The 18,049-nt window shown below is 74.8% G+C and carries 16 protein-coding genes, 2 tRNA genes and 1 other RNA gene; 13 read left to right on the top strand and 6 right to left on the bottom strand.

The window, feature by feature from the left end:
* Positions 1–1,198 (bottom strand): sigma-54 dependent transcriptional regulator (locus MNY60_RS20190; protein ID WP_242361607.1); only part of this gene is annotated, 1,198 nt, incomplete at its 3' end.
* Positions 1,199–1,284: 86 nt separating this feature from the next.
* A complete protein-coding gene (locus tag MNY60_RS20195) occupies positions 1,285–2,259 on the bottom strand; it encodes an FHA domain-containing protein (RefSeq protein WP_242356258.1) in 975 nt (324 codons plus the stop codon).
* A 122-nt stretch (positions 2,260–2,381) separates the two neighbouring features.
* Here MNY60_RS20195 and MNY60_RS20200 point away from each other — a divergent pair, with 122 nt between their 5' ends.
* The 3 genes from MNY60_RS20200 to MNY60_RS20210 are packed head-to-tail and all read left to right on the top strand — an operon-like array spanning position 2,382 to position 6,360.
* Positions 2,382–3,716, top strand: a complete 1,335-nt coding sequence (locus MNY60_RS20200) for a serine/threonine-protein kinase (protein ID WP_242340552.1) — start codon at positions 2,382–2,384, stop codon at positions 3,714–3,716.
* A complete protein-coding gene (locus MNY60_RS20205; protein ID WP_242361609.1) occupies positions 3,713–4,693 on the top strand; it encodes a PEGA domain-containing protein in 981 nt (326 codons plus the stop codon). Before MNY60_RS20200 ends, MNY60_RS20205 begins: the two co-directional genes overlap by 4 nt.
* A complete protein-coding gene (locus MNY60_RS20210; protein ID WP_242361611.1) occupies positions 4,693–6,360 on the top strand; it encodes a right-handed parallel beta-helix repeat-containing protein in 1,668 nt (555 codons plus the stop codon). The genes MNY60_RS20205 and MNY60_RS20210 overlap by 1 nt, the downstream gene beginning before the upstream one ends.
* 53 nt (positions 6,361–6,413) lie before the next feature.
* Here the strand turns inward: MNY60_RS20210 and MNY60_RS20215 are convergent, their stop codons facing one another.
* A complete protein-coding gene (locus MNY60_RS20215; protein ID WP_242340555.1) occupies positions 6,414–6,680 on the bottom strand; it encodes a GlsB/YeaQ/YmgE family stress response membrane protein in 267 nt (88 codons plus the stop codon).
* Between the two features lie 148 nt (positions 6,681–6,828).
* On the opposite strand from MNY60_RS20215, the gene MNY60_RS20220 reads away from it, so the two are divergent.
* Positions 6,829–7,128, top strand: coding sequence for a DUF4398 domain-containing protein (locus tag MNY60_RS20220; protein WP_242340556.1), 300 nt, complete (start codon positions 6,829–6,831; stop codon positions 7,126–7,128).
* Entirely contained in the window at positions 7,125–8,447 is a 1,323-nt protein-coding gene (locus tag MNY60_RS20225) for an OmpA family protein (RefSeq protein ID WP_242340557.1), read from the top strand. The genes MNY60_RS20220 and MNY60_RS20225 overlap by 4 nt, the downstream gene beginning before the upstream one ends.
* Before the next feature lie 88 nt (positions 8,448–8,535).
* On the opposite strand, the gene truD is transcribed toward MNY60_RS20225, so the two are convergent.
* The 3 genes from truD to MNY60_RS20240 are packed head-to-tail and all read right to left on the bottom strand — an operon-like array spanning position 8,536 to position 11,806.
* Positions 8,536–9,585 carry a tRNA pseudouridine(13) synthase TruD gene (gene truD, locus MNY60_RS20230; RefSeq protein WP_242340558.1) on the bottom strand — a complete coding sequence of 350 codons (1,050 nt, stop codon included), beginning with the start codon at positions 9,583–9,585 and terminating at the stop codon, positions 8,536–8,538.
* Complete coding sequence (locus tag MNY60_RS20235; protein WP_242361613.1) at positions 9,582–10,856, bottom strand: DUF4388 domain-containing protein; 1,275 nt, start codon at positions 10,854–10,856, stop codon at positions 9,582–9,584. Before MNY60_RS20235 ends, truD begins: the two co-directional genes overlap by 4 nt.
* 11 nt (positions 10,857–10,867) lie before the next feature.
* A complete protein-coding gene (locus MNY60_RS20240; protein ID WP_242340560.1) occupies positions 10,868–11,806 on the bottom strand; it encodes a thioredoxin domain-containing protein in 939 nt (312 codons plus the stop codon).
* A 261-nt stretch (positions 11,807–12,067) separates the two neighbouring features.
* Here MNY60_RS20240 and MNY60_RS20245 point away from each other — a divergent pair, with 261 nt between their 5' ends.
* The 8 genes from MNY60_RS20245 to dnaX all read left to right on the top strand — a co-directional run.
* Positions 12,068–13,816, top strand: coding sequence for a radical SAM protein (locus MNY60_RS20245; protein WP_242340565.1), 1,749 nt, complete (start codon positions 12,068–12,070; stop codon positions 13,814–13,816).
* Between the two features lie 149 nt (positions 13,817–13,965).
* On the top strand, positions 13,966–14,823 hold the full coding sequence (locus MNY60_RS20250) for a hypothetical protein (RefSeq protein WP_242340561.1): 858 nt from the start codon (positions 13,966–13,968) through the stop codon (positions 14,821–14,823).
* Between the two features lie 17 nt (positions 14,824–14,840).
* On the top strand, positions 14,841–15,647 hold the full coding sequence (locus MNY60_RS20255; RefSeq protein ID WP_242340562.1) for a hypothetical protein: 807 nt from the start codon (positions 14,841–14,843) through the stop codon (positions 15,645–15,647).
* A 57-nt stretch (positions 15,648–15,704) separates the two neighbouring features.
* Positions 15,705–16,157 (top strand): tRNA adenosine(34) deaminase TadA, encoded by a 453-nt coding sequence (gene tadA, locus MNY60_RS20260; protein ID WP_242340563.1) that lies wholly within the window; start codon positions 15,705–15,707, stop codon positions 16,155–16,157.
* 44 nt (positions 16,158–16,201) lie between these two features.
* Positions 16,202–16,289: transfer RNA gene (locus tag MNY60_RS20265), tRNA-Ser, on the top strand.
* A gap of 289 nt (positions 16,290–16,578) precedes the next feature.
* Positions 16,579–16,668, top strand: a tRNA-Ser gene (locus MNY60_RS20270).
* A 65-nt stretch (positions 16,669–16,733) separates the two neighbouring features.
* Positions 16,734–16,827: signal recognition particle sRNA small type (gene ffs, locus MNY60_RS20275), an RNA gene on the top strand.
* Between the two features lie 28 nt (positions 16,828–16,855).
* The coding region (gene dnaX / locus MNY60_RS20280; RefSeq protein WP_242361615.1) for a DNA polymerase III subunit gamma/tau at positions 16,856–18,049 on the top strand (1,194 nt) is incomplete at its 3' end.

Genomic DNA, 18,049 nt, shown 5'->3' on the forward strand with positions numbered 1-18,049 from the left:
CGGGCGCGCGGGCCGCGGGGCGGCGCTCGCGGCGCTCGACGCGCTCCGCCAGGTCGGCGAGCTTCACCACCTCGCCGGGCGCGAGCACGCACGCGCCCTCGACCGCGTTCCGGAGCTCGCGGACGTTGCCCGGCCAGTCGCAGCCGACGAGCCACTCGAGGGCCTCGGGGTCGACCCCCGCGATGCGCCCGCCCGTGCGGCGGTTGAAGTCCGCGATGAACGCGTCCACGAGCGGGGGGATGTCCTCGCGCCGATCGCGCAGGGGCGGGACCACGAGCGTCACGACCTTGAGGCGGTAGTAGAGGTCCTCGCGGAACCGGCCGGCGGCGATCGCCTCCTCGAGATCGCGGTTCGTCGCCGCGATGATGGAGAGATCCACCTTCACCTTGGCGGTGCCGCCGACGCGCCGGAACTCGCTGCGCTCCAGGACGCGCAGGAGCTTCGCCTGCGTCGAGAGATCCATCTCGGCGATCTCGTCGAGGAAGAAGGTGCCGCCGTCGGCGAGCTCGAACAGCCCCTTCTTGCGCTCGTTCGCGCCGGTGAACGCCCCTCGCTCGTGCCCGAAGAGCTCGTTCTCGAGGATGTCGCGCCCGAGCGTGGCGCAGTTCACGGGGACGAAGAGGTGCTGGCGGCGCGGGCCGCGCTCGTGGAGCGCCCGCGCGATGATCTCCTTGCCAGTGCCGCTCTCGCCGAGGAGGAGGACGTTGCTCTTGTAGCGCGAGATTTTGTCGATGGAGTCGTGCAGCCGCCGCATCGCCGCAGAGGTGCCCACGACGCCGAGGAGCCCGGCGGGGAACGGCTCGCGGCGCGGCGGCACGGAGCGCTCGAGCGCGCGGCCGAGGCGCCGGAGCACGGCGTCGGGGTCGAACGGCGGGGCGACGTAGTCCGTGGCCCCGAGCTGCATGGCGTCGACCGCCTCCTGGACCGTCCCGGAGCTGCCGAGCACGATGATCGGCGCCTCGCCGAGCCGCTGCCCGCCGGCGGCGACCACGCGCGCGAGGGCCGGGAGGCCGAGGGACTGGGAGACGTACACCGCCGCGAACGGCGTCTGCTCGAGCGCGTCGAGCGCGTCGCGCTCGGACGTCGCCGCGACCACCGTGAAGCCGGCGTGCGCGAGGACGTCCACGAGCCCCGGCGCACCCACGGGCGCCACGACGAGACAGGCGCTCCCGGCGCCGGGACGAGTGAGCTCTGGCATGGAGAGGACCTTCTACTGCCGAAACGGCACACAATGCAAGAACGGCAGTCGCTCAGCCGTCTTCGGGGCGGGGGCGCAGCCCCCGTTCAATCGTCCCGCACGACCTCGACGGCGGCGCCGTCGAGCTCGCGCTGCGTCACGCCCTCGCCGGCGGCTCCCGCCGCGCCCGGGCCGAGCAGGATCTCGCCGGGTAGCGCCAGGGCGGCGAGCCGCTCGCAGCGGTCCGCCGCCGCGCCGAGCGCCGCGATGTCCGCGCCGGTCGGCCCCATGGCGTTGCCGGCGAGCAGCGGTCCCGCGTCCACGGCGGCGCGGAGGTCGATGCCGCCGAGCCGGCGCACCGCGCCGCGGGCGGTGCGCGCCGCCTGCACGGCGCGGGCGGCGTCGTCGGCCCGCGGTGAGGTCACGCCGAAGAGCGCGAGCACCCCGACCGACGCGAGCCTCCCGACCATCGCGCCCTCGTTCAGCGCCGCCCTCGCGGCGGCGTCGACGGCCGCGCGGACCCGGCCCGCGACGTCGGGCGAGGAGGCGATGCGCACGGCGTGGAGCGACATCCGGAGCACGACGACCGGCCGCACGGCGAGCGTGTGCGGGTCGACTGCGGGCTCGTGGGCCACGGGCTCGCGCGCCGCCAGCACCCGAGCCGAGATCGTCCCCTCCGAGCGGATGGTGTCGCGCTGCGCGTCGGGACGGATGCGCTCCTCGCGCGGAGTGCGCGCCGGCGCCCCCCGGCCGGCCCGCGCCGTGAAGCGGATCTCGGTGCGCCCGAAGCGGACCACCGCGCCGTCGTCGAGCCGCGCCTCGCCGACGCGCTCCTCGCCGACGAAGGTGCCGTTGCGGCTCTCGAGGTCGATCACCCAGACCTCCTCGCCGCGGCGCTCGAACATGGCGTGCATGCTCGAGATCCAGGGGTCGCCGATCTGGAGGTGCGACTCGGGCGAGCGGCCGAGGACGGTCGGGATGTCGGGGAGCACGAAGACGGTCCCCGCGCAGACCCCGTTCATCACGACGATCTCGGACAAGGCCGCTCCCCCGGCGCCGAACTTCCGGCCCGCCGCTTCCATGATACCCTACCCGTGAACGCGTCATGGCCGCCTCGCGCCCACCAGAGGGACCCCGGGAGCGCGACCCGTCCGGAGCGGCGCCGGAACGGATGCTCGGGCGCGTCCTCGGAAATCGATATCGCGTGCTATCCCGCCTCGGCGAAGGGGGCATGGGGACGGTCTACCTGTGCGAGCACACGGTGCTGCAGCGCCGGTTCGCCCTGAAGGTCCTGCGGGCGGATCTCGGCGGCGATCCGGAGCTCGCCGAACGCTTCCGCAACGAGGCGATCGCCGCGAGCCGCATCGGCCAGGAGAACGTGGTCGATGTCGTCGACTTCGGCGGCGAGGACGAGGGCGCGCTCTACTACGTGATGGAGGCGCTCGACGGCCGGAGCCTCGGCGCGATCCTCCGCGAGGAAGGGCCGCTCCCCGTCGAGCGCGCGCTCGCCCTCCTCGAGCAGGTCTGCCGCGCGCTCGGCGCGGCGCACGCCCGCGGGGTGGTCCACCGCGACGTGAAGCCCGAGAACGTGTTCGTGGTGCGTCGCGCGGGCACGAGCGACGAGCAGGTCAAGGTGCTCGACTTCGGCATCTCCCACGTGCCGGCGGCGCCCGGCTGCGAGCGGCTGACGCGTGCCGGCGCGATCATCGGCACGCCGGAGTACATGGCGCCGGAGCAGGCGACGGGCGGGGCGGTGGATCACCGCGCCGACGTGTACGCCGTCGGCGTGCTCGCCTTCGAGATGCTCACCGGCGCGCTGCCCATCGAGGCGCCCACCGAGATCGCGACGCTCGTCGCCGCGCAGACCCAGCTCGCGGATCCGCCGAGCCGGCGCAACTCGGCCGTGCCGCCCGAGGTCGATGCCCTCGTCCTGCGCGCGCTCGCGAAGCGGCCGGAGGACCGGCACCCGACGATGGCCGCCTTCGCCGCGGAGATCGCGCGGCTGCGCGGGGCGCTCGCGACTGCGAGCAGCCTCCGGCACGCGATCGGGACCGCGCGGTCCGACGGCCCGCTCCGCCCCCCAGGCCGACCTCGCGGCGCGAGCCGCTCGCGAGGCGGGACCCTTGCCCTCACCGGGGCGGAGGTCCGCTCGCCCGCCCCACGACTCCGCCGGACGAGGACCCTCGCGGCGGTAGGCGTGGTGGCGGTGCTCGGCGTCGCGCTGGCGGGAGGGTGGTGGCTGATGGGGGAGGGGAGGCGAGGGATCCCGACCGCGATCGCGACCTCGACCCCGACCCCGACCGCGACCGCGACCTCTACCCCGCCATCGCCCTCGACCGTCTCGGCTCCCCTGGACTCCGCTGACCGCGCGCGCGTTCAAGGATCGCTCGCCGTGACCCCCGCGGCGGAGCTCCTGCCCGAGCGCGGCGCCGCGCCGGTCCCCGTCCGCCTCCGCGCGCGCGCTCGCCCGGCACCGGGTGACGTGAAGGATCCCTACGCCGCCGAGGGCAAGGACCTGAAGCCGGACCCCTTCCAATGATCCGCCGCCTCCTCGCCATCCTGCTCCTGCTCGCGGTGCTCGCCCCGCCGGCCGCCGGCCGCGCGGACGAGGTCGCCGACGCGAAGGCTCGGTTCCGCAAGGGCGCCGAGCTGTACCGCGCCCGGCAGTATCGCGAGGCCATCGCGGAGTTCGAGGAGGCGTACCGGCTGAAGCCCGCCGGGGCGATCCACTACAACGTCGCGCAGTGCCGCGAGCGGCTCGGCGAGTGGCCGGCCGCGATCCGCAGCTACAACGACTACCTGCGCGAGGCGCCCGACGCGAACGACCGCGCCGTGGTGCGCGCCGCGGTGAAGAAGCTCGAGGAGCGGCTCGCCGCGACGGGGGCGCAGCCGCTCATCGTGTACTCCGACCCGCCCGGCGCCGAGGTTCGCATCGACGGCCGCGTCCGCGGCGTGACCCCCTTCCACCTCGTGCTGCCGCCGGGCAGCTACGACGTGGCGCTCGCGCTCGCCGGGCACGAGCGGCTCGAGCAGGAGATCGCGATGAGCGCCGGCGCGGCCCAGGTGGTGGACGTGCAGCTCCGCCCCGCCCAGCCGCCGCCGCCCGCCGCGGCGAAGACCGTCTCGCCCGCCGAGCCCGCTCCGCCCCTCGCCAAGACGACCCCGGCGCCGGATCTGGCGGCGCGGCCCGAGGCCGCCCGGACCGCCGCGCGCAGGCCGTCCCTCGGCGTGGGTGCCAGCGCCGCAGCTGCGCAGCCGCGGGAGAAGCGGCGGATCTACACGTGGATCGCGGCGGGCACGGCGGTGGCCGCCGCCGCGACGGGCGGCTACTTCGGCTGGTCCGCGCGGCAGGCGGAGTCCGCCATCGACGGCATGAGCCAGGCGAACGGGGCCGTCGCGACCGGTCACGTCTCGGACGCCACCTCGCGCGCGCACCGCGCCAACACGATGTTCGTCGTGGCGGGCAGCGCCGCCGCGGCCAGCGTCACCCTGTTCTTCGTGGAGAAGAAGTTCTGATGCGCCGCCTCCTCCCGCTCGTCCTCCTCGCGCTCGCGGCCTGCCAGGTCGACGTGGAGGGCGCGCCGTGCCGCGGCCTCGGCCAGGCCACCGAGGACTGTCCCGGAGGCCAGGGCTGCGGGCTCGACCAGAGGTGCAGCAAGCGCGCCGCCGCGTCTTCCTGCGCGCTCTGCACGCCGGACGCGGTCCGCTGCAAGCCCCTCCAGCCCGCGGCGACGGCGCCGGGCGAACCCGGCAAGATCCAGCAGTGCGACGCCACGGGGGATCCCGTGTGCGGCGCGTGGGTGACGCGGACCACGTGCGCCGAGGGCCTCGTGTGCGGGGAGAAGAGCGGCGCCCCGAGCTGCGAGTGTCCGGCGAACGCGGGGGCGCAGTATGTCGTGGCCGCGCCGGGCTCCGTCGACGGAGGCGGCCCGGCACCGACGGGGGCAGACACGCCCGCTCAGTGCCGCTTCCGCTCGCTGACGGAGGCCATCGGCGTCGCCGCCCCGGCCGGCGGCACGGTGATCGCCAAGGGCGGCGCCTCGGGCGAGCACGTCGCATTCGGCAGCGCCACCGGCGAAGTGCTGCCGCTCGACCTCCCCGCCGGCGTGACCCTCACCTCGGACTCCTCCGGCTCGGGCGCGGAGTACGCGATCCTGCTCGACGACGCGGCGGCCACTGCGGCGGTGCGGATGCACGCGGGTGCGACGCTCGCCGGCTTCGCGATCGAGAACGTCGTGGGCGACGCGACGCGCGATGTCGATGCCCTCGAGCTCGCGTGCGACGGCTCGAGCGCGCCGGTGAATCTGCAATCGGTCGCGCTGCGGGGGACGTCCGCGACCGACGACCAGAAGAAGCTCGCGCGTGGGCTGAGCGTGAAGGACACGTGCGGCGTGACCGCCGCCGACGTGGTGATCGCGGGGATGGCGACGGATGCGCTGCACGTCGAGGCGGCGAATCCTGCCGTCACGACCACCTTCCTCCGCGGGGCGCTCCGGCAGAGCGGCCGGGGCGCTCACCTGACGCAGGGCGTCCTGAAGCTCGACGGCGTGACCATCGAGGAGAACGCGGGGATGGGCATCGAGGCCGGGTCGTCCACCAACGACGCCGCCCTCGAGCTCAACGCGGTGAAGGTGCTGCGCAACGACGACACCGGGATCGCGGCGATGAACACGACGCGCCTGTTCATCGTCGACTCGACGATCTTCGGCAACGGCATCGGCGCGTCGGCCACGGTCTGGGGTCCGCCGACCTATGTCAACTCGACGGGCACCACTCGAAAGTGCGGTGGGATCGTGCTCATCGGCGCCCCGCCGCCGGCCGCTGGCGACTTCCGCTTCGAGCGGAACCGGGTCTACGCGAACCGCGGCGACCAGGTGCTCGTGATGCTCTCGTCGAGCGGCCCCTGGCCGCTCGGCGCCACGGCCTGCGGGACGACCAGCACCGACACCACGGTCTTCGGCTGCTACGATCCGAGCTCCTCGGGGTCGATCGTCTCGTACCGCGGACTCGTCGTCATCGACGCGCCCGCCGACGCGAGCAGGATCGCGTGGGGCTCGGGCCAGGTCTTCCCCGCGCAAGCGACGGACTTCAAAGCCTTCGGGGGCTCGGTGTCGCTCGCCGGGACCCCGTGGTACTGCATGCTCCCCGCAGTGCTCGACTGCAGCTCACCCGACCCGAAGTGAACGTTCCGCGGCGCGCCCCCCTCGCCTCGGGGACGCGCCGCGCACGAGCGCCGCTACGCCACGCGCCGGCGCGGGCGCGTCGCGAACCCGGCGATGAGGAGCAGCACCACCGCGCCGATGAGGCTTCCGATGAAGCCGCTCGGGTGGAACCCGGTGCTGTTGCCGCCCGTGAGCGCCGACGCGACGATGCCGCCGATGAGCGAGCCCGCGATGCCGAGCAGCGTCGTCATCACGAGGCCCATCCCCTGCTTGCCCGGGACCACCGCGCGCGCGAGCAGGCCGATGATGAAGCCGAAAACGATCCACGCCAGAATTCCCATGTTCTCCTCCCTCGCCGGCAAGTTAGGGCCGCGCCTCCCGGCCGGGCTCGCCCGTGCGCCCGGAGGCCGGCGGTCCGGGGGACCCTTCCTTGACTCGCCTGCCCCCCGCGGGTAGCGTCGCTCGGCCTTCGCGAAAGGGGTTCCACCCGTGCGGCTCCTCCCCGCCGTCCTGGCGTTCGCAGGCCTCTGCGCCTGCGGTCCGGTGCAGTCGACCGCTTCCCTCATCGACGCCGACGTCGCCGTCGAGGCTGCCCGCGCCGCGGGCGCCCCGAAGACTGCGACCTACGAGTACACGGGGGCCGAGACCTACCTGCACAAGGCGCGGGAGGCGGCCGGGCGCGCCCAGTACGAGGTGTCCGCGGACTACGCGGAGCGGGCGCGCGACCTCGCGCGCGCGGCGCGCGAGAAGGCGTCCGCGGCGACCAACCGGTCGGAGGAGTCGCTGTGAGCCGCCGGGTGGCGGCGGGGCTCGTTCTGGCGCTCGCGACCGGGTGCGCGGCGGGCGGCAAGCTGCGCGCGGACGCCGAGGTCGCCCGCGCCGACATCGCGAAGGCCCGCGCCTCCGGGGCGCTGCAGTGCGCGCCGCGGGACCTGGCGCTCGCCGAGGCGAACGTGGAGTTCGCGGAGCGGGAGACCGCGACCGGCCACGGCGCACGCGCGCGCGAGCACCTCGACGCCTCCGAGGCGAGCGTGAAGCGCGCGCTCGAGCTCTCCCGCGGCTGCGGCCCGACGCAGGTCACGATCGCGAAGCGCGACGAGAAGCCGGCGGTCCGGATCGAGAAGACCGACACGGACAAGGACGGCGTGCCGGACGTCGACGACCGCTGCCCCGAGCTCCCCGGGCGTCCGGAGACGGGCGGCTGCCCCGACGCGGACGGAGACGGCGTGCTCGACGCGGACGACGCGTGCCCGGCGCAACCCGGCCCGAAGGCGTCGCAGGGCTGCCCCGTGGCGAAGGACTCGGACTCCGACGGGGTGCCCGACGACATCGACCGCTGCCCGCTCGATCCCGAGGATCGCGACGGGTTCCAGGACGAGGACGGCTGCCCCGACGCCGACAACGACGGCGACGGCATCGTCGACAAGGCGGACGCGTGCCCCCTCGAGCCGGGCCCCATCGAGGCGCGCGGCTGCCCGGTGAAGGACCGCGACGGCGACGGCGTCACGGACCCCGCCGACGCGTGCCCCGACGTCGCGGGCCTGAAGGTGCTCGCCGGCTGTCCCGACTCCGACTCCGACGGGATCGCCGACGCCGAGGACAAGTGCCCGCAGAAGGCCGGCACGAAGGAGAACGGCGGCTGTCCCGACGCGGACGCGGACGGCGACGGGCTGGCGGACCGGCTCGACAAGTGCCCCGCGCAGTTCGGGCCGCCGCCCGACGGCTGCCCGAAGAAGTACACGCTCGTCGAGGTGCGGCGCGAGAAGATCGACATCAAGCAGCAGGTGCACTTCGCGACCGCGAAGTTCCGCGTGCTGCCCGACTCGTTTCCGCTCCTGAACCAGGTCGTCCAGGTGCTCCGCGACTTCTCGAAGATGCGCATCTCGATCGAGGGCCACACCGACGCGGTCGGCACCGAGGCCGCGAACATGCGGCTCAGCCAGCGCCGCGCCGAGGCGGTGCTCGACTACCTCATCTCGAAGGGCATCTCGCCCGAGCGCATCGAGGCGGTCGGGTACGGTCCGACGAAGCCGATCGCCTCGAACAAGACCGTGACCGGCCGCGCGCGCAACCGGCGCACGGAGTTCCGGATCGTCGCGCTGGAGTAGCGCGCCGGGGCCTCACGCGGCGGCAGCGCCCGCCGCAGGCCGCCGGCGCGCGCCGCGCGGCAGGGAACGGCCCGGGCGGCGACGGCCGTCAGTCCTCGTCCGCCTCGGGCAGCTCGGCCTCCGCCTTCATGAGCTCGCGCATGACCACCGTCGCGTAGGAGCCCTTCGGCAGCTCGAACGTCGCGAGGTAGCCGTCGTCGAGCGGCGCGAGGGAGACGTCGACCCGCAGCCGCGCCGCCCGGCGCGTCCCCTCCGCCTCGCCGCCGCCGCGCGCGAAGTCCTGGAGCGTGATGCCCTCCGCGGCGAGGAGCCGCTCCTCGCGCCGGAGCGCCTCGCCCTCGGCGGCCCGCAGCTTGTGGCCGAACATCGGCCCCGCGGGAGAGATCTCGAAGCGCTCGACGCGTGGGCCGTCCACCGCGGGGTCGGCGCAGTTGAAGAGCCCGCCGGTGTCGAGCTTCTTCAGGACGTCTCCCGCCATGGCGGTCGCGAACAGGCCGTCCGCCATCCGCTCCGCGAGCCAGCGGTTGAAGAGCAGGGCCTGGTAGGCCGAGATCGAGAGCCGGCGCATGAAGCGATCGCGCGCGGCGCGGCGCGCCTCGGGCGAGCCGTCGCCGAGGAGGAGGGCGCGGCCCACCGCCGCGTTCCGGCCCTCCGTCCCGAACCGCTGCGGCCCGAAGAAGTTCGCGAGCCCCCGCGCCGCGAGCGCGGCCGCGGCTCCCTGCGCGCGCGCGAGGTCGCCGCCGCGGACCGCGAGCTGGAAGCGGTTCGCGCGGACGTGCCCGGCCCGGAGCTTGTTCGCGTGGCGGGACACCTCGAGCACGCGGAGCCCGTCCGACTCGAGCGCGCGCGGGTCGGGGTCGCGCGCCACCGGGAACGACAGCCACTGCGTCGTGACCGCGTCCTTGTCCTTGAGCCCCGCGTAGCCGGCGTCCCGCTCCGGCACGCCGAGCGCGCGCGCGAGCGCGCGGAGTGCGTCGCGGGTGGTGCGGCCGCGCTTCTCGACGCGCACGTAGAGGTGCGGGCCGGCGCCGGACGGGAGGTAGGCGGGGACCTCGTCGACGCGGAAGTCCTCGGGCGCCCGGCGGAGCGCGCCGCCCGAGCCGGGCAGCTCCGCGGTGACGAGCGGCGTCTCGGTCACGCGAGCTCCTCGAGCTGCCAGAGCTTGCGCTTCACGGTCTCGCCGAGCGCGTCGTCGGTGGCCCGGTCGATCCGCTCGCCCGCGAGGTACAGGTAGAAGAAGAGCAGCTCGCGGAGGGCGTGGAGGAGGAGGGTGGTCCGCTCGCCGCCCGGCGCGAGCCCGGCGACGACGCCGGCGGGGAGCGCGCCCAGGTTGCCGAGCAGGGCCTCGCCCTCGAGCGCGCCGTCGGCGGCGGGCCCGAGGCGAGCCCAGAGCGGCGCGAACGGGCCGGCGGTGTCGGTGAGGTAGCCCCGCACCGACTCGAGCAGCGCGGCGCGGCCCGAGGCGGGCACCGCCGCCACCGTCGCGCGGAGGAGGTCGTTCATCCCCTCCGCGAGCGCCTCCAAGCGCGCCGCGGGGTCGACGTTCGCCGCGGGCTCGGCGACCGTCTCCACGTAGCCGGCCTCGGCGAGGTGGTAGAGGATCTTCGTCGCGTCGAACTCGCTCGCGTGCGCGGCGGTCGCGATCTCCCCGACCGTGCGCCGCCCGTCCACGAGCCCGAGGAGCGTCTGCTCGAGCGGCTTCAGCGTGATGGGCCGGCGCGGCTCGCGGCGCCGGAGGAACGCGTGGGGCCCCGGGATGCGCGCGCGGAAGAGGCTCAGCTCGTCGATGCGCCGGATGCCGTCCATGAGGAGCGACTGCGTGTTCACGGACAGCGCGGCGCCCGGACGCTCCGGGTCGTCCTCGTCGACGAGGAAGAAGGTGCCGGACGGCGTGAGCAGGATCGCGTGGAAGACCTCGGTCACCTGCTCGTGGAAGCACTTCCACAGATCGCTCGCGGACACGAACCCGAGCTCGACGAGCGCCTTCCCGAGCGGACGGCCGCCCGCGGCCGCCTTCGCGATCTGGGCCTCGGTGGCGTAGCCGAGCCGCACCGCGACCTCGCCGATCCGCTCGCCCGGCGCGGTCGACTGCGCCCCGCGCACCTCCCCGTCCTTGAACGCGACCGAGCGCTCCGCGCCGCTCGAGGCGACGGTGAGGACGCCCGAGAGGCGCGACTGGTGGATGAAGGCGACGAAGTCGCCGATTGGGAAGCCGGAGAGGTCGCCCGCGAGGATGCAGCGCGGCTGCGCGGCGGGGCCGCCCGCGGCGGGCGTGCGGCGCGCGACCAGGAGATCCGGCGCCGCGGGCAGGAGCAGGAACCGGCCGGCGCGGTCGGCGAGGGCGCGGCGGGTGTCGTCGGAGTGCGCGACGAGCCGGCCGTGCGCGTCGAGGTCGAAGACGAGGGGCATGAGCGGGTCCGCTAGTCGTGCGCCCAGCCGCGGTGCTGCAACCACTCCTCCTCGTCGCGGAGGGACTGCTCGAGCCCTTCCTCGGACAGATCCGTGAGGAGGCGGCCGTTCATGAAGACCGTGGGCGTGCCCCTCAGGCCGGCGTCGCGCGCCTCCGCCTGCGACGCCTCGATCCGCGCGCGGTAGCGGCCGTCGGCGATGGCCGCGCGCAGGTCTTCCGCGTCGCCGCCGAGCGCGCTGGCCTGATCGGCGAGGCCGTCGACGTCGAGGGCGTGCTCCGCCCCGAAGATCCGGTCGTGCATCGGCCAGAACAGGCCCTTCTCGCGGGCCCACTCGCCCGCCTGCGCCGCCTCGGCGGCGTAGGGGTGGCTCTCGATGGGGTACGGCTTGTAGAAGAGCTTCACGCGGCCGGCGTGCCGCTCGACGAACGCCTCGAGCTGCGGGCGGACCGCGCGGCAGTAGGGGCAGGTGAAGTCGGAGAACTCGACCAGGGCGATGGGCGCGGCGGACTCCCCGAGCGCCGGGCCGAAGTCCGCGACGGTGAGCTTCGCGCGCCGGTCGAACGCCGCGTAGTAGGCGGTCACCTGGCGGAGGATGTCCGCCTTGGTGGCGCCGCCGCGCGCGAGCCGGACGGCCTGGCTCGCCATCCGCGGCGCGTGGGCGCAGCTCTCGTGCTCGTGGAGGCAGCTCGACACGGTGTGCGGGCAGCCGCAGTAGCAGAACTCGTCGAGCGCGAACTCGGCCACCGCCCGCTGCTGCTCGGGCGAGAGCCCCTCCAGATCGACGCCGGGCAGGACGGCCTTCGGATCGTCGGCGTTGGCGGGCGCCGTGGACGTGGCGGGCGCCCCGGCTGCGGCCGCGCCGGGGCGGCTCTGGGAGCGGGCGGCGCAGGCGGAGATCGCGGCGGCGGCCGCGAGCGCGGCGAGGAGGGGGATCGGTCGAGCGCGCATCGGAGCTCCCGCGGGAGGTGAGGACCGGATCTCTGTACCCCGCGCCGCCCGGCCCGGCAAGCGGGCGCCGGGGCACCTGCGCGCCATGACGCAGCGTGAAAGACCGTGCCCTAGAGCCGCCGAGCTCGCGCGAAGGCGCCCGCCTCGCGCCCGCGCCGCGGACCCACGCCGGGGCGGCGCTCGCCCGCTCGCGGGGGATCCTGGGCCGTTTGAGGGTGCGGCCCGTCCGTGCTCTCCTTACAGAGGACGGCCTTGGAACACGTGCACGCGCCGATGGAGCGGGGAGCGATCCGCAAGGAGCCGGGCGGGAAGCTCGGCGTGGCCCTCGTCTACCCGAACGCCTACCGGCTCGGGATGGCGAACCTCGGGCTCCACGCCGTCTACCGCCTCCTGAACGACGATCCGCGGACCCTCTGCGAGCGCGCGTTCCTGCCGGACGCGGCGGGGGAGGAGCCGCGCACGGTCGAGTCCGGGCGGCCGCTCCGCGACTTCGACGTCGTGGCCTTCTCGCTCTCGTTCGAGGAGGACTACGGCCACGTCCTCGAGATCCTCGACCGATCCGGCCTGCCGCTGCGGAGCGAGGACCGCGGGGAGGGGTTCCCGCTGGTGGTCGCGGGGGGCATCGCCGTCCAGATCAACCCCGAGCCGGTCGCGCCGTTCTTCGACGCCTTCCTCGTCGGTGAGGGCGAGGAGCTCGTCCCGCCGTTCCTCGCGCTCGCCCGCGAGGCGGTCGCCGCCGGTCTGCCGCGCGACGCGCTGCTCCGGCGCCTCGCCGCGCTCGCCGGGTCGTACGTCCCGGCGCTCTACGACGTGGCGTACTCCGACACCCGCGCTCCGCAGGGTGCGTGGGTGACGCGCTTCGCCCCGAGCGGCGGCGCCCCCGAGCGCGTCCTGCGCGCCTACGTCCCGGACCTGCGCGGCAAGCCCACCTCGCGCGTCGTGGACTCGCCCGACGCGCAGTTCGGCGACCTGTTCCTCACCGAGGTCGCGCGCGGCTGCCTGTGGGGCTGCCGCTTCTGCGCGGCGGGGTTCGTCCAGCGCCCCTACCGCGAGGTGGACTTCGAGACCTTGCGCGCCGAGGCGCGCAAGGGCGTCGAGCGCGGGCTCCGGCTCGGCCTCGTCGGCCCCGACACGTCCGACTACACCGGGCTCGACCCGCTCACCTGCTACATCGGCGAGCTCGGCGGGACCTTCAGCCCCTCGTCCCTCCGCGTGGACGCGATCACGCCGGAGCTGTCCGGGCGGATGGCGGCGGGCGGCGAGCGGTCGATCACGATCGCGCCCGAGGCGGGCACCGAGCGGATGCGGCGCGTCATCAACAAGGACTTCACCGACGACCAGATCGTGCAGGCCGCCGAGCACGCCCTCGGGCAGGGCATGCAGCACGTGAAGATGTACTTCATGTGCGGCCTGCCGACCGAGACGGACGACGACGTCCTCGGCATGGCGCGCATCGCGGTCCGGATCCGCGAGGAGGTGATGCTCCCCTGGGCCCGCAAGCGCGGGCGCATGGGGCGCATCTCGCTCTCGGTGAACCCGTTCGTGCCGAAGCCGTGGACGCCGTTCCAGTGGCTCCCCATGCACGAGCGCGGCTGCCTGGAGGAGAAGCGGCGCCTGCTCGAGAAGACGCTCCGGCCGAAGGGGATCGACGTCGAGTTCTTCAGCCCGCGCGAGGCCTACGTCCAGACGCTCATGTCGCGCGGCGACCGGCGCTGCGCGGACCTCCTCGAGCTCGCCCACCGCGAGGAGGGCGGCGACCTGCGCAAGGCCCTCCGCCGCTGGCCGCACGATCCCGACTTCTTCGTGCTCCGCGAGGCGGGCGTGGACGAGCGGCTGCCGTGGGACTTCCTCGACCAGGGGCTCACGAAGACCTTCCTCGCCCGCGAGCTCCGCCGCGGCGTGGGCTCGAGGCTCACGCCCAAGTGCGCGGTGGAGACCTGCCGCGCCTGCGGCCTCGCCTGCGCGGACCACCCCGAGCTGAAGCCGGGGGCGCTGCCGGTCGTCGGCTGACGCCGGCCCGGCGCCGGGGACCACTCCCGCGCACATCGGCGGAGAAGGGCGGTGCGGCGCGCCGTCCCAGCGGCCGGCAAGTCGCTCGCCCGCCTGCCCGTTTGGTACAGTCCCCGCGTCCGTGCGGCTCGCGGACGGGAGGGGTCACGATGCGGGAGCGAGACCGGGTGCGCGTGCGCGCCGCCGTGGCGGCGCTGGCGCTCGTCTGCGGCGTCCCCGCGGCGGCGCAGAGCGTCCCCGTGCAGCTTTACCCCGTCGACGGCTCCGCCGACGCGCGCGCGCTCGTCGAGTCCGCCTTCCTGCGCCTCCCCGGGCGGACCCGCGCGTTCGTCGCGGCCAAGAAGCTCACGGTCGGCCGCATCTGCGGCCTCCGCCCCGCGCCCGAGTGTCTCGGCCGTCTCGCGGGCGAGGGCGTCGTGGTGACCGGCAGCGCGCGCGAGTCCGGCGGCGTGCTCGTCTTCTCGCTCCAGGCGGTGGACGGGACGGGGAGGGCCTTCGGCCCGGTCCGTGTCGGCGTGGACGCGTTCGTCTCCAACGCCGAGCCGGTCGCCAAGGCGCTCCTGGACCTCGAGGCGCTCGTCCTCTCCGGCGCGCCTGCCATCGCCGCCGGCCCGACCCCGGCGCGCGCCAAGCCCATGAAGGCCTCGGCGGCGGCCACCGCGCAGCTCGCGCTCAAGCCCGAGGCCGGCCCGCCGCCGGGCGCGTGGATGCGGCCCGCGGGCAAGGGCCTCGTCGGCACTGCCGCGGTGCTCGTCGCGGCCAGCGCCGTGACCGCCTACTTCGGCAAGCGAGAGGCGGACGTGCTCGACGAGAAGTACCGCAGCGCGGCCCTCGGCTGGTCCGACCAGGCGGCATACGACCGCGTCGATCGGCTCGGAGCCGCCACGAAGGTGCTGCTCGTCGCGGGGGGCGTCGCGGCGGCGACCGGCACCGCGATGTGGACCTTCGCGCCCACGCTCTCCCCCGAGCACGGCGGCGCCAGCGTCGGCGTGTCGGGCCGGTTCTAGCGAGGAAGATCGCCCCTATGAACCGCCGACTCCTCGCGCTCGTCCCCCTCCTGCTCCTCGCCGCCTGCCAGCTCGAGCCGGGAGGCCGCTGCAGCCGCGACCCCGACTGCCTCGCCGGCCAGCACTGCTCCGGCGACCTCTGCGTCGCGGACCTGAACGCCGGCGACGTGGGGGCCCTCTGCAGGGTGGAGCGCGACTGCGCGGCGTGGGCCTCCTGCTCGAGCGGCCGGTGCGCCCTCGCGGCCGGCGCCTGCCTGGGCAACGCCGACTGTGGCTCCTGGAACAGCTGCACCGAGCACGCGTGCGTGCCGCTCCCCGGGCGCTGCAGCGGCGAGGGGGACTGCGCGTCGTGGCAGCGGTGCCCCGCGGGCGTGAACCGGTGCATCCCGGATCCGGGGCGCTGCGGGCAGGACCTCGACTGCAAGCTGTGGCAGGCCTGCGACCTCGCGACGAACACCTGCGGGATCCGGTTCGGCGCCTGCGGCTCCGACCTGGACTGCCCGACGTGGCAGCACTGCGACCTCGCCTCGGGGTCGGCGACGCTGAACCTGTGCCTGCCGGACGCCGGCATGTGCGGGGGCGACGCGGACTGCGCGACGTGGCAGCACTGCGATCTGGCGTCGGGCTCGCCGACGCTGAACGCGTGCGTGCCGGACGCCGGCATGTGCGGGGCCGACGCGGACTGCGACATCACCTGGCAGCGCTGCGACCTGGCGACGAACACGTGCGCGACCGCGGCGGGCCACTGCGCGGTGGACGCCGACTGCACCGCGCCTGCGCTCTGCGGCGCCGGACACGTCTGCGCCGCGCCGGTCACGCCGTAGTTCGCGCGCCCGCGGCCGCTCCGGGTTACCCTCCCGCGGGTGACGCCCGAGGAAGCCATGCAGGAGGCGCTCGCGCTCGCCCGCGCTGCGGCGGAGCGCGGCGAGGTGCCGGTCGGCGCGGTCGCGGTGCTCGACGGGCGGATCGTCGGCCGGGGCGCGAACGCGCGCGAGGCGGCCCACGACCCGACCGCGCACGCGGAGCTCCTCGCCATCCAGGAGGCGGCCCGCACCCTCGGGCGCTGGCGCCTCACCGGCGTCACGCTCTACGTGACCCTCGAGCCCTGCGCGATGTGCGCGGGTGCCATGGTCCTCGGCCGCATCGAGCGGCTCGTCTACGGGGCGAGCGATCCCAAGGCCGGCGCCGTCGGGTCCCTGATGGACCTCTCGGCTGATCCGCGCCTGAACCACCGCTTCCCGGTGGAGCGTGGCCTCATGGCCGAGGAGGCCGGCGAACTCCTGCGTACCTTCTTCCGCGCCAGGCGCTCGAACGGAAACGGGCAGACCACGTAGGTTGCCGCTTGGCACGCGGCCGGAGATCGGTTACATCCGCCGGCGGAGAGCTGGCCGAGCTGGTCGAAGGCGCCTGACTCGAAATCAGGTGTACCGGCAACGGTACCGGGGGTTCGAATCCCTCGCTCTCCGCACTTTTTGTCTGCTGAGCTGGCTATACCGGTCGGTCCCACCGGGAAAGGCGGAGGTCGGCAGAGAGGAAGGGACTCCTGTTCCCTTCGTAAAGCTGGGGGAGCGCAGGCTCCCCCTGGCGAAGCCAAGGGGAACCGAGCACTCCCCGCGGCAGATAGAATTGAATCGGCTCCCGAAGCGAGCGAGGTGCAGCCGGCTGAGGCTGCACCGGAGCGAGCAGGGGGTCTGGGGGAGCGCAGGCTCCCCCTGGCGAAGCCAGTGGGGGAGCCGAGCACTCCCCCAGTAAGATGGAGAGGTGACCGAGCGGCTGAAGGTGCACGACTGGAAATCGTGTGTACCGGGAACGGTACCGTGGGTTCAAATCCCACCCTCTCCGCCAGCGCTGCAGCTCCCTTCTCGTTAGATGAAGGGGCCGCACCGGCGGCAAGGCCGGCTGAGCCGGCCCAGAATCCTCGGGCGACGTGGGGGTTGCCAAACCCCGCCAGGCCCGGAAGGGAGCAACGGTAGGTGGTCCTCCGTGCGCCCGGGGATTGTGGGCCGGCTCGTTTGTTTCGATCGGCGGTCGAATGAACTACCTCGTCCTCGCCCGCAAGTACCGCCCGCAGCAGTTCGGGGAGATGTCCGGCCAGCAGCACGTGGTCCGGACGCTCTCCAACGCGCTCAAGACCGGCCAGCTCGCGCACGCCTTCCTGTTCACCGGTCCGCGCGGCGTGGGCAAGACGACGACCGCCCGCCTGGTCGCGAAGGCGCTCAACTGCGAGAAGGGCCCGACCGCCGATCCGTGCGGCGTCTGCACGCCGTGCGTCGAGATCGCCGAGGGGCGCGCCGTCGACGTGGTGGAGATCGACGCCGCCTCGAACAACGGCGTCGACAACGTCCGCGACATCGTCGAGGCGGTGAAGTACCGGCCCGCGCGCGACCGCTACAAGGTCTTCGTGGTGGACGAGGTCCACATGCTCTCCACGGGCGCGTTCAACGCGCTCCTGAAGACGCTCGAGGAGCCGCCGGAGCACGTGAAGTTCGTGCTCGCCACGACCGACGTCCACAAGGTCCCGGAGACGATCCTCTCCCGCTGCCAGCGGTTCGACTTCCGCCGGCTCACGCTCCAGCAGATCGCCGACCAGCTCGCGAAGGTCGCCGAGGCGGAGGGGATGCGCCTCTCGCCCGCGGCGCTCGCGCTCGTTGCGCGGCAGGCCGAGGGCGGGATGCGCGACGCGCTCTCGCTGCTCGACCAGGTCCGCGCCGCGGCGGGCGACACGCCGGACGAGGCAGCCGTCGCCGAGGCGCTCGGCGCCGTCGACGCGGCGGCCGTCTCTCGGATCTGCGGCGCGCTCGTCCGGCGCGACGGCGGCGCGATGCTCGTCGAGCTCGAGGCGCTCCACGCGCGCGGCCTCGAGATGAAGCGCGTCGCCGAGGAGATCGTGCGGCACCTGCGGAACGTGGTGGTCGCGAAGCTCGTCCCGTCGGCGCCGATGGACCTCCCGGACGGCGAGCTCGCGGAGATCCGCGCCCAGGGCGCGGCCGTGGACGCGGCGCAGCTCACGCGGCTGTTCGATCTCGCCCAGCGCGCCGTCGTGGACGTGAAGCTCGCCGAGCAGCCGCGCTACGCGCTCGAGGTGGCCCTCCTCGCGGGCGTGTTCCTCGCCCCGGGCGCGCAGGTGTCGGAGCTCGTGGCGCGGCTCGAGGCCCTCGCCCGCGGCGCGCCGCCGCCACCGCGCGCCGGCCCCGCGCCGCTCCCGCCGCCGCCGGCGGCCGGAAGT

It is taken from the genome of Anaeromyxobacter sp. SG17 (assembly GCF_022690695.1).
Lineage (GTDB): Bacteria > Myxococcota > Myxococcia > Myxococcales > Anaeromyxobacteraceae > Anaeromyxobacter > Anaeromyxobacter soli.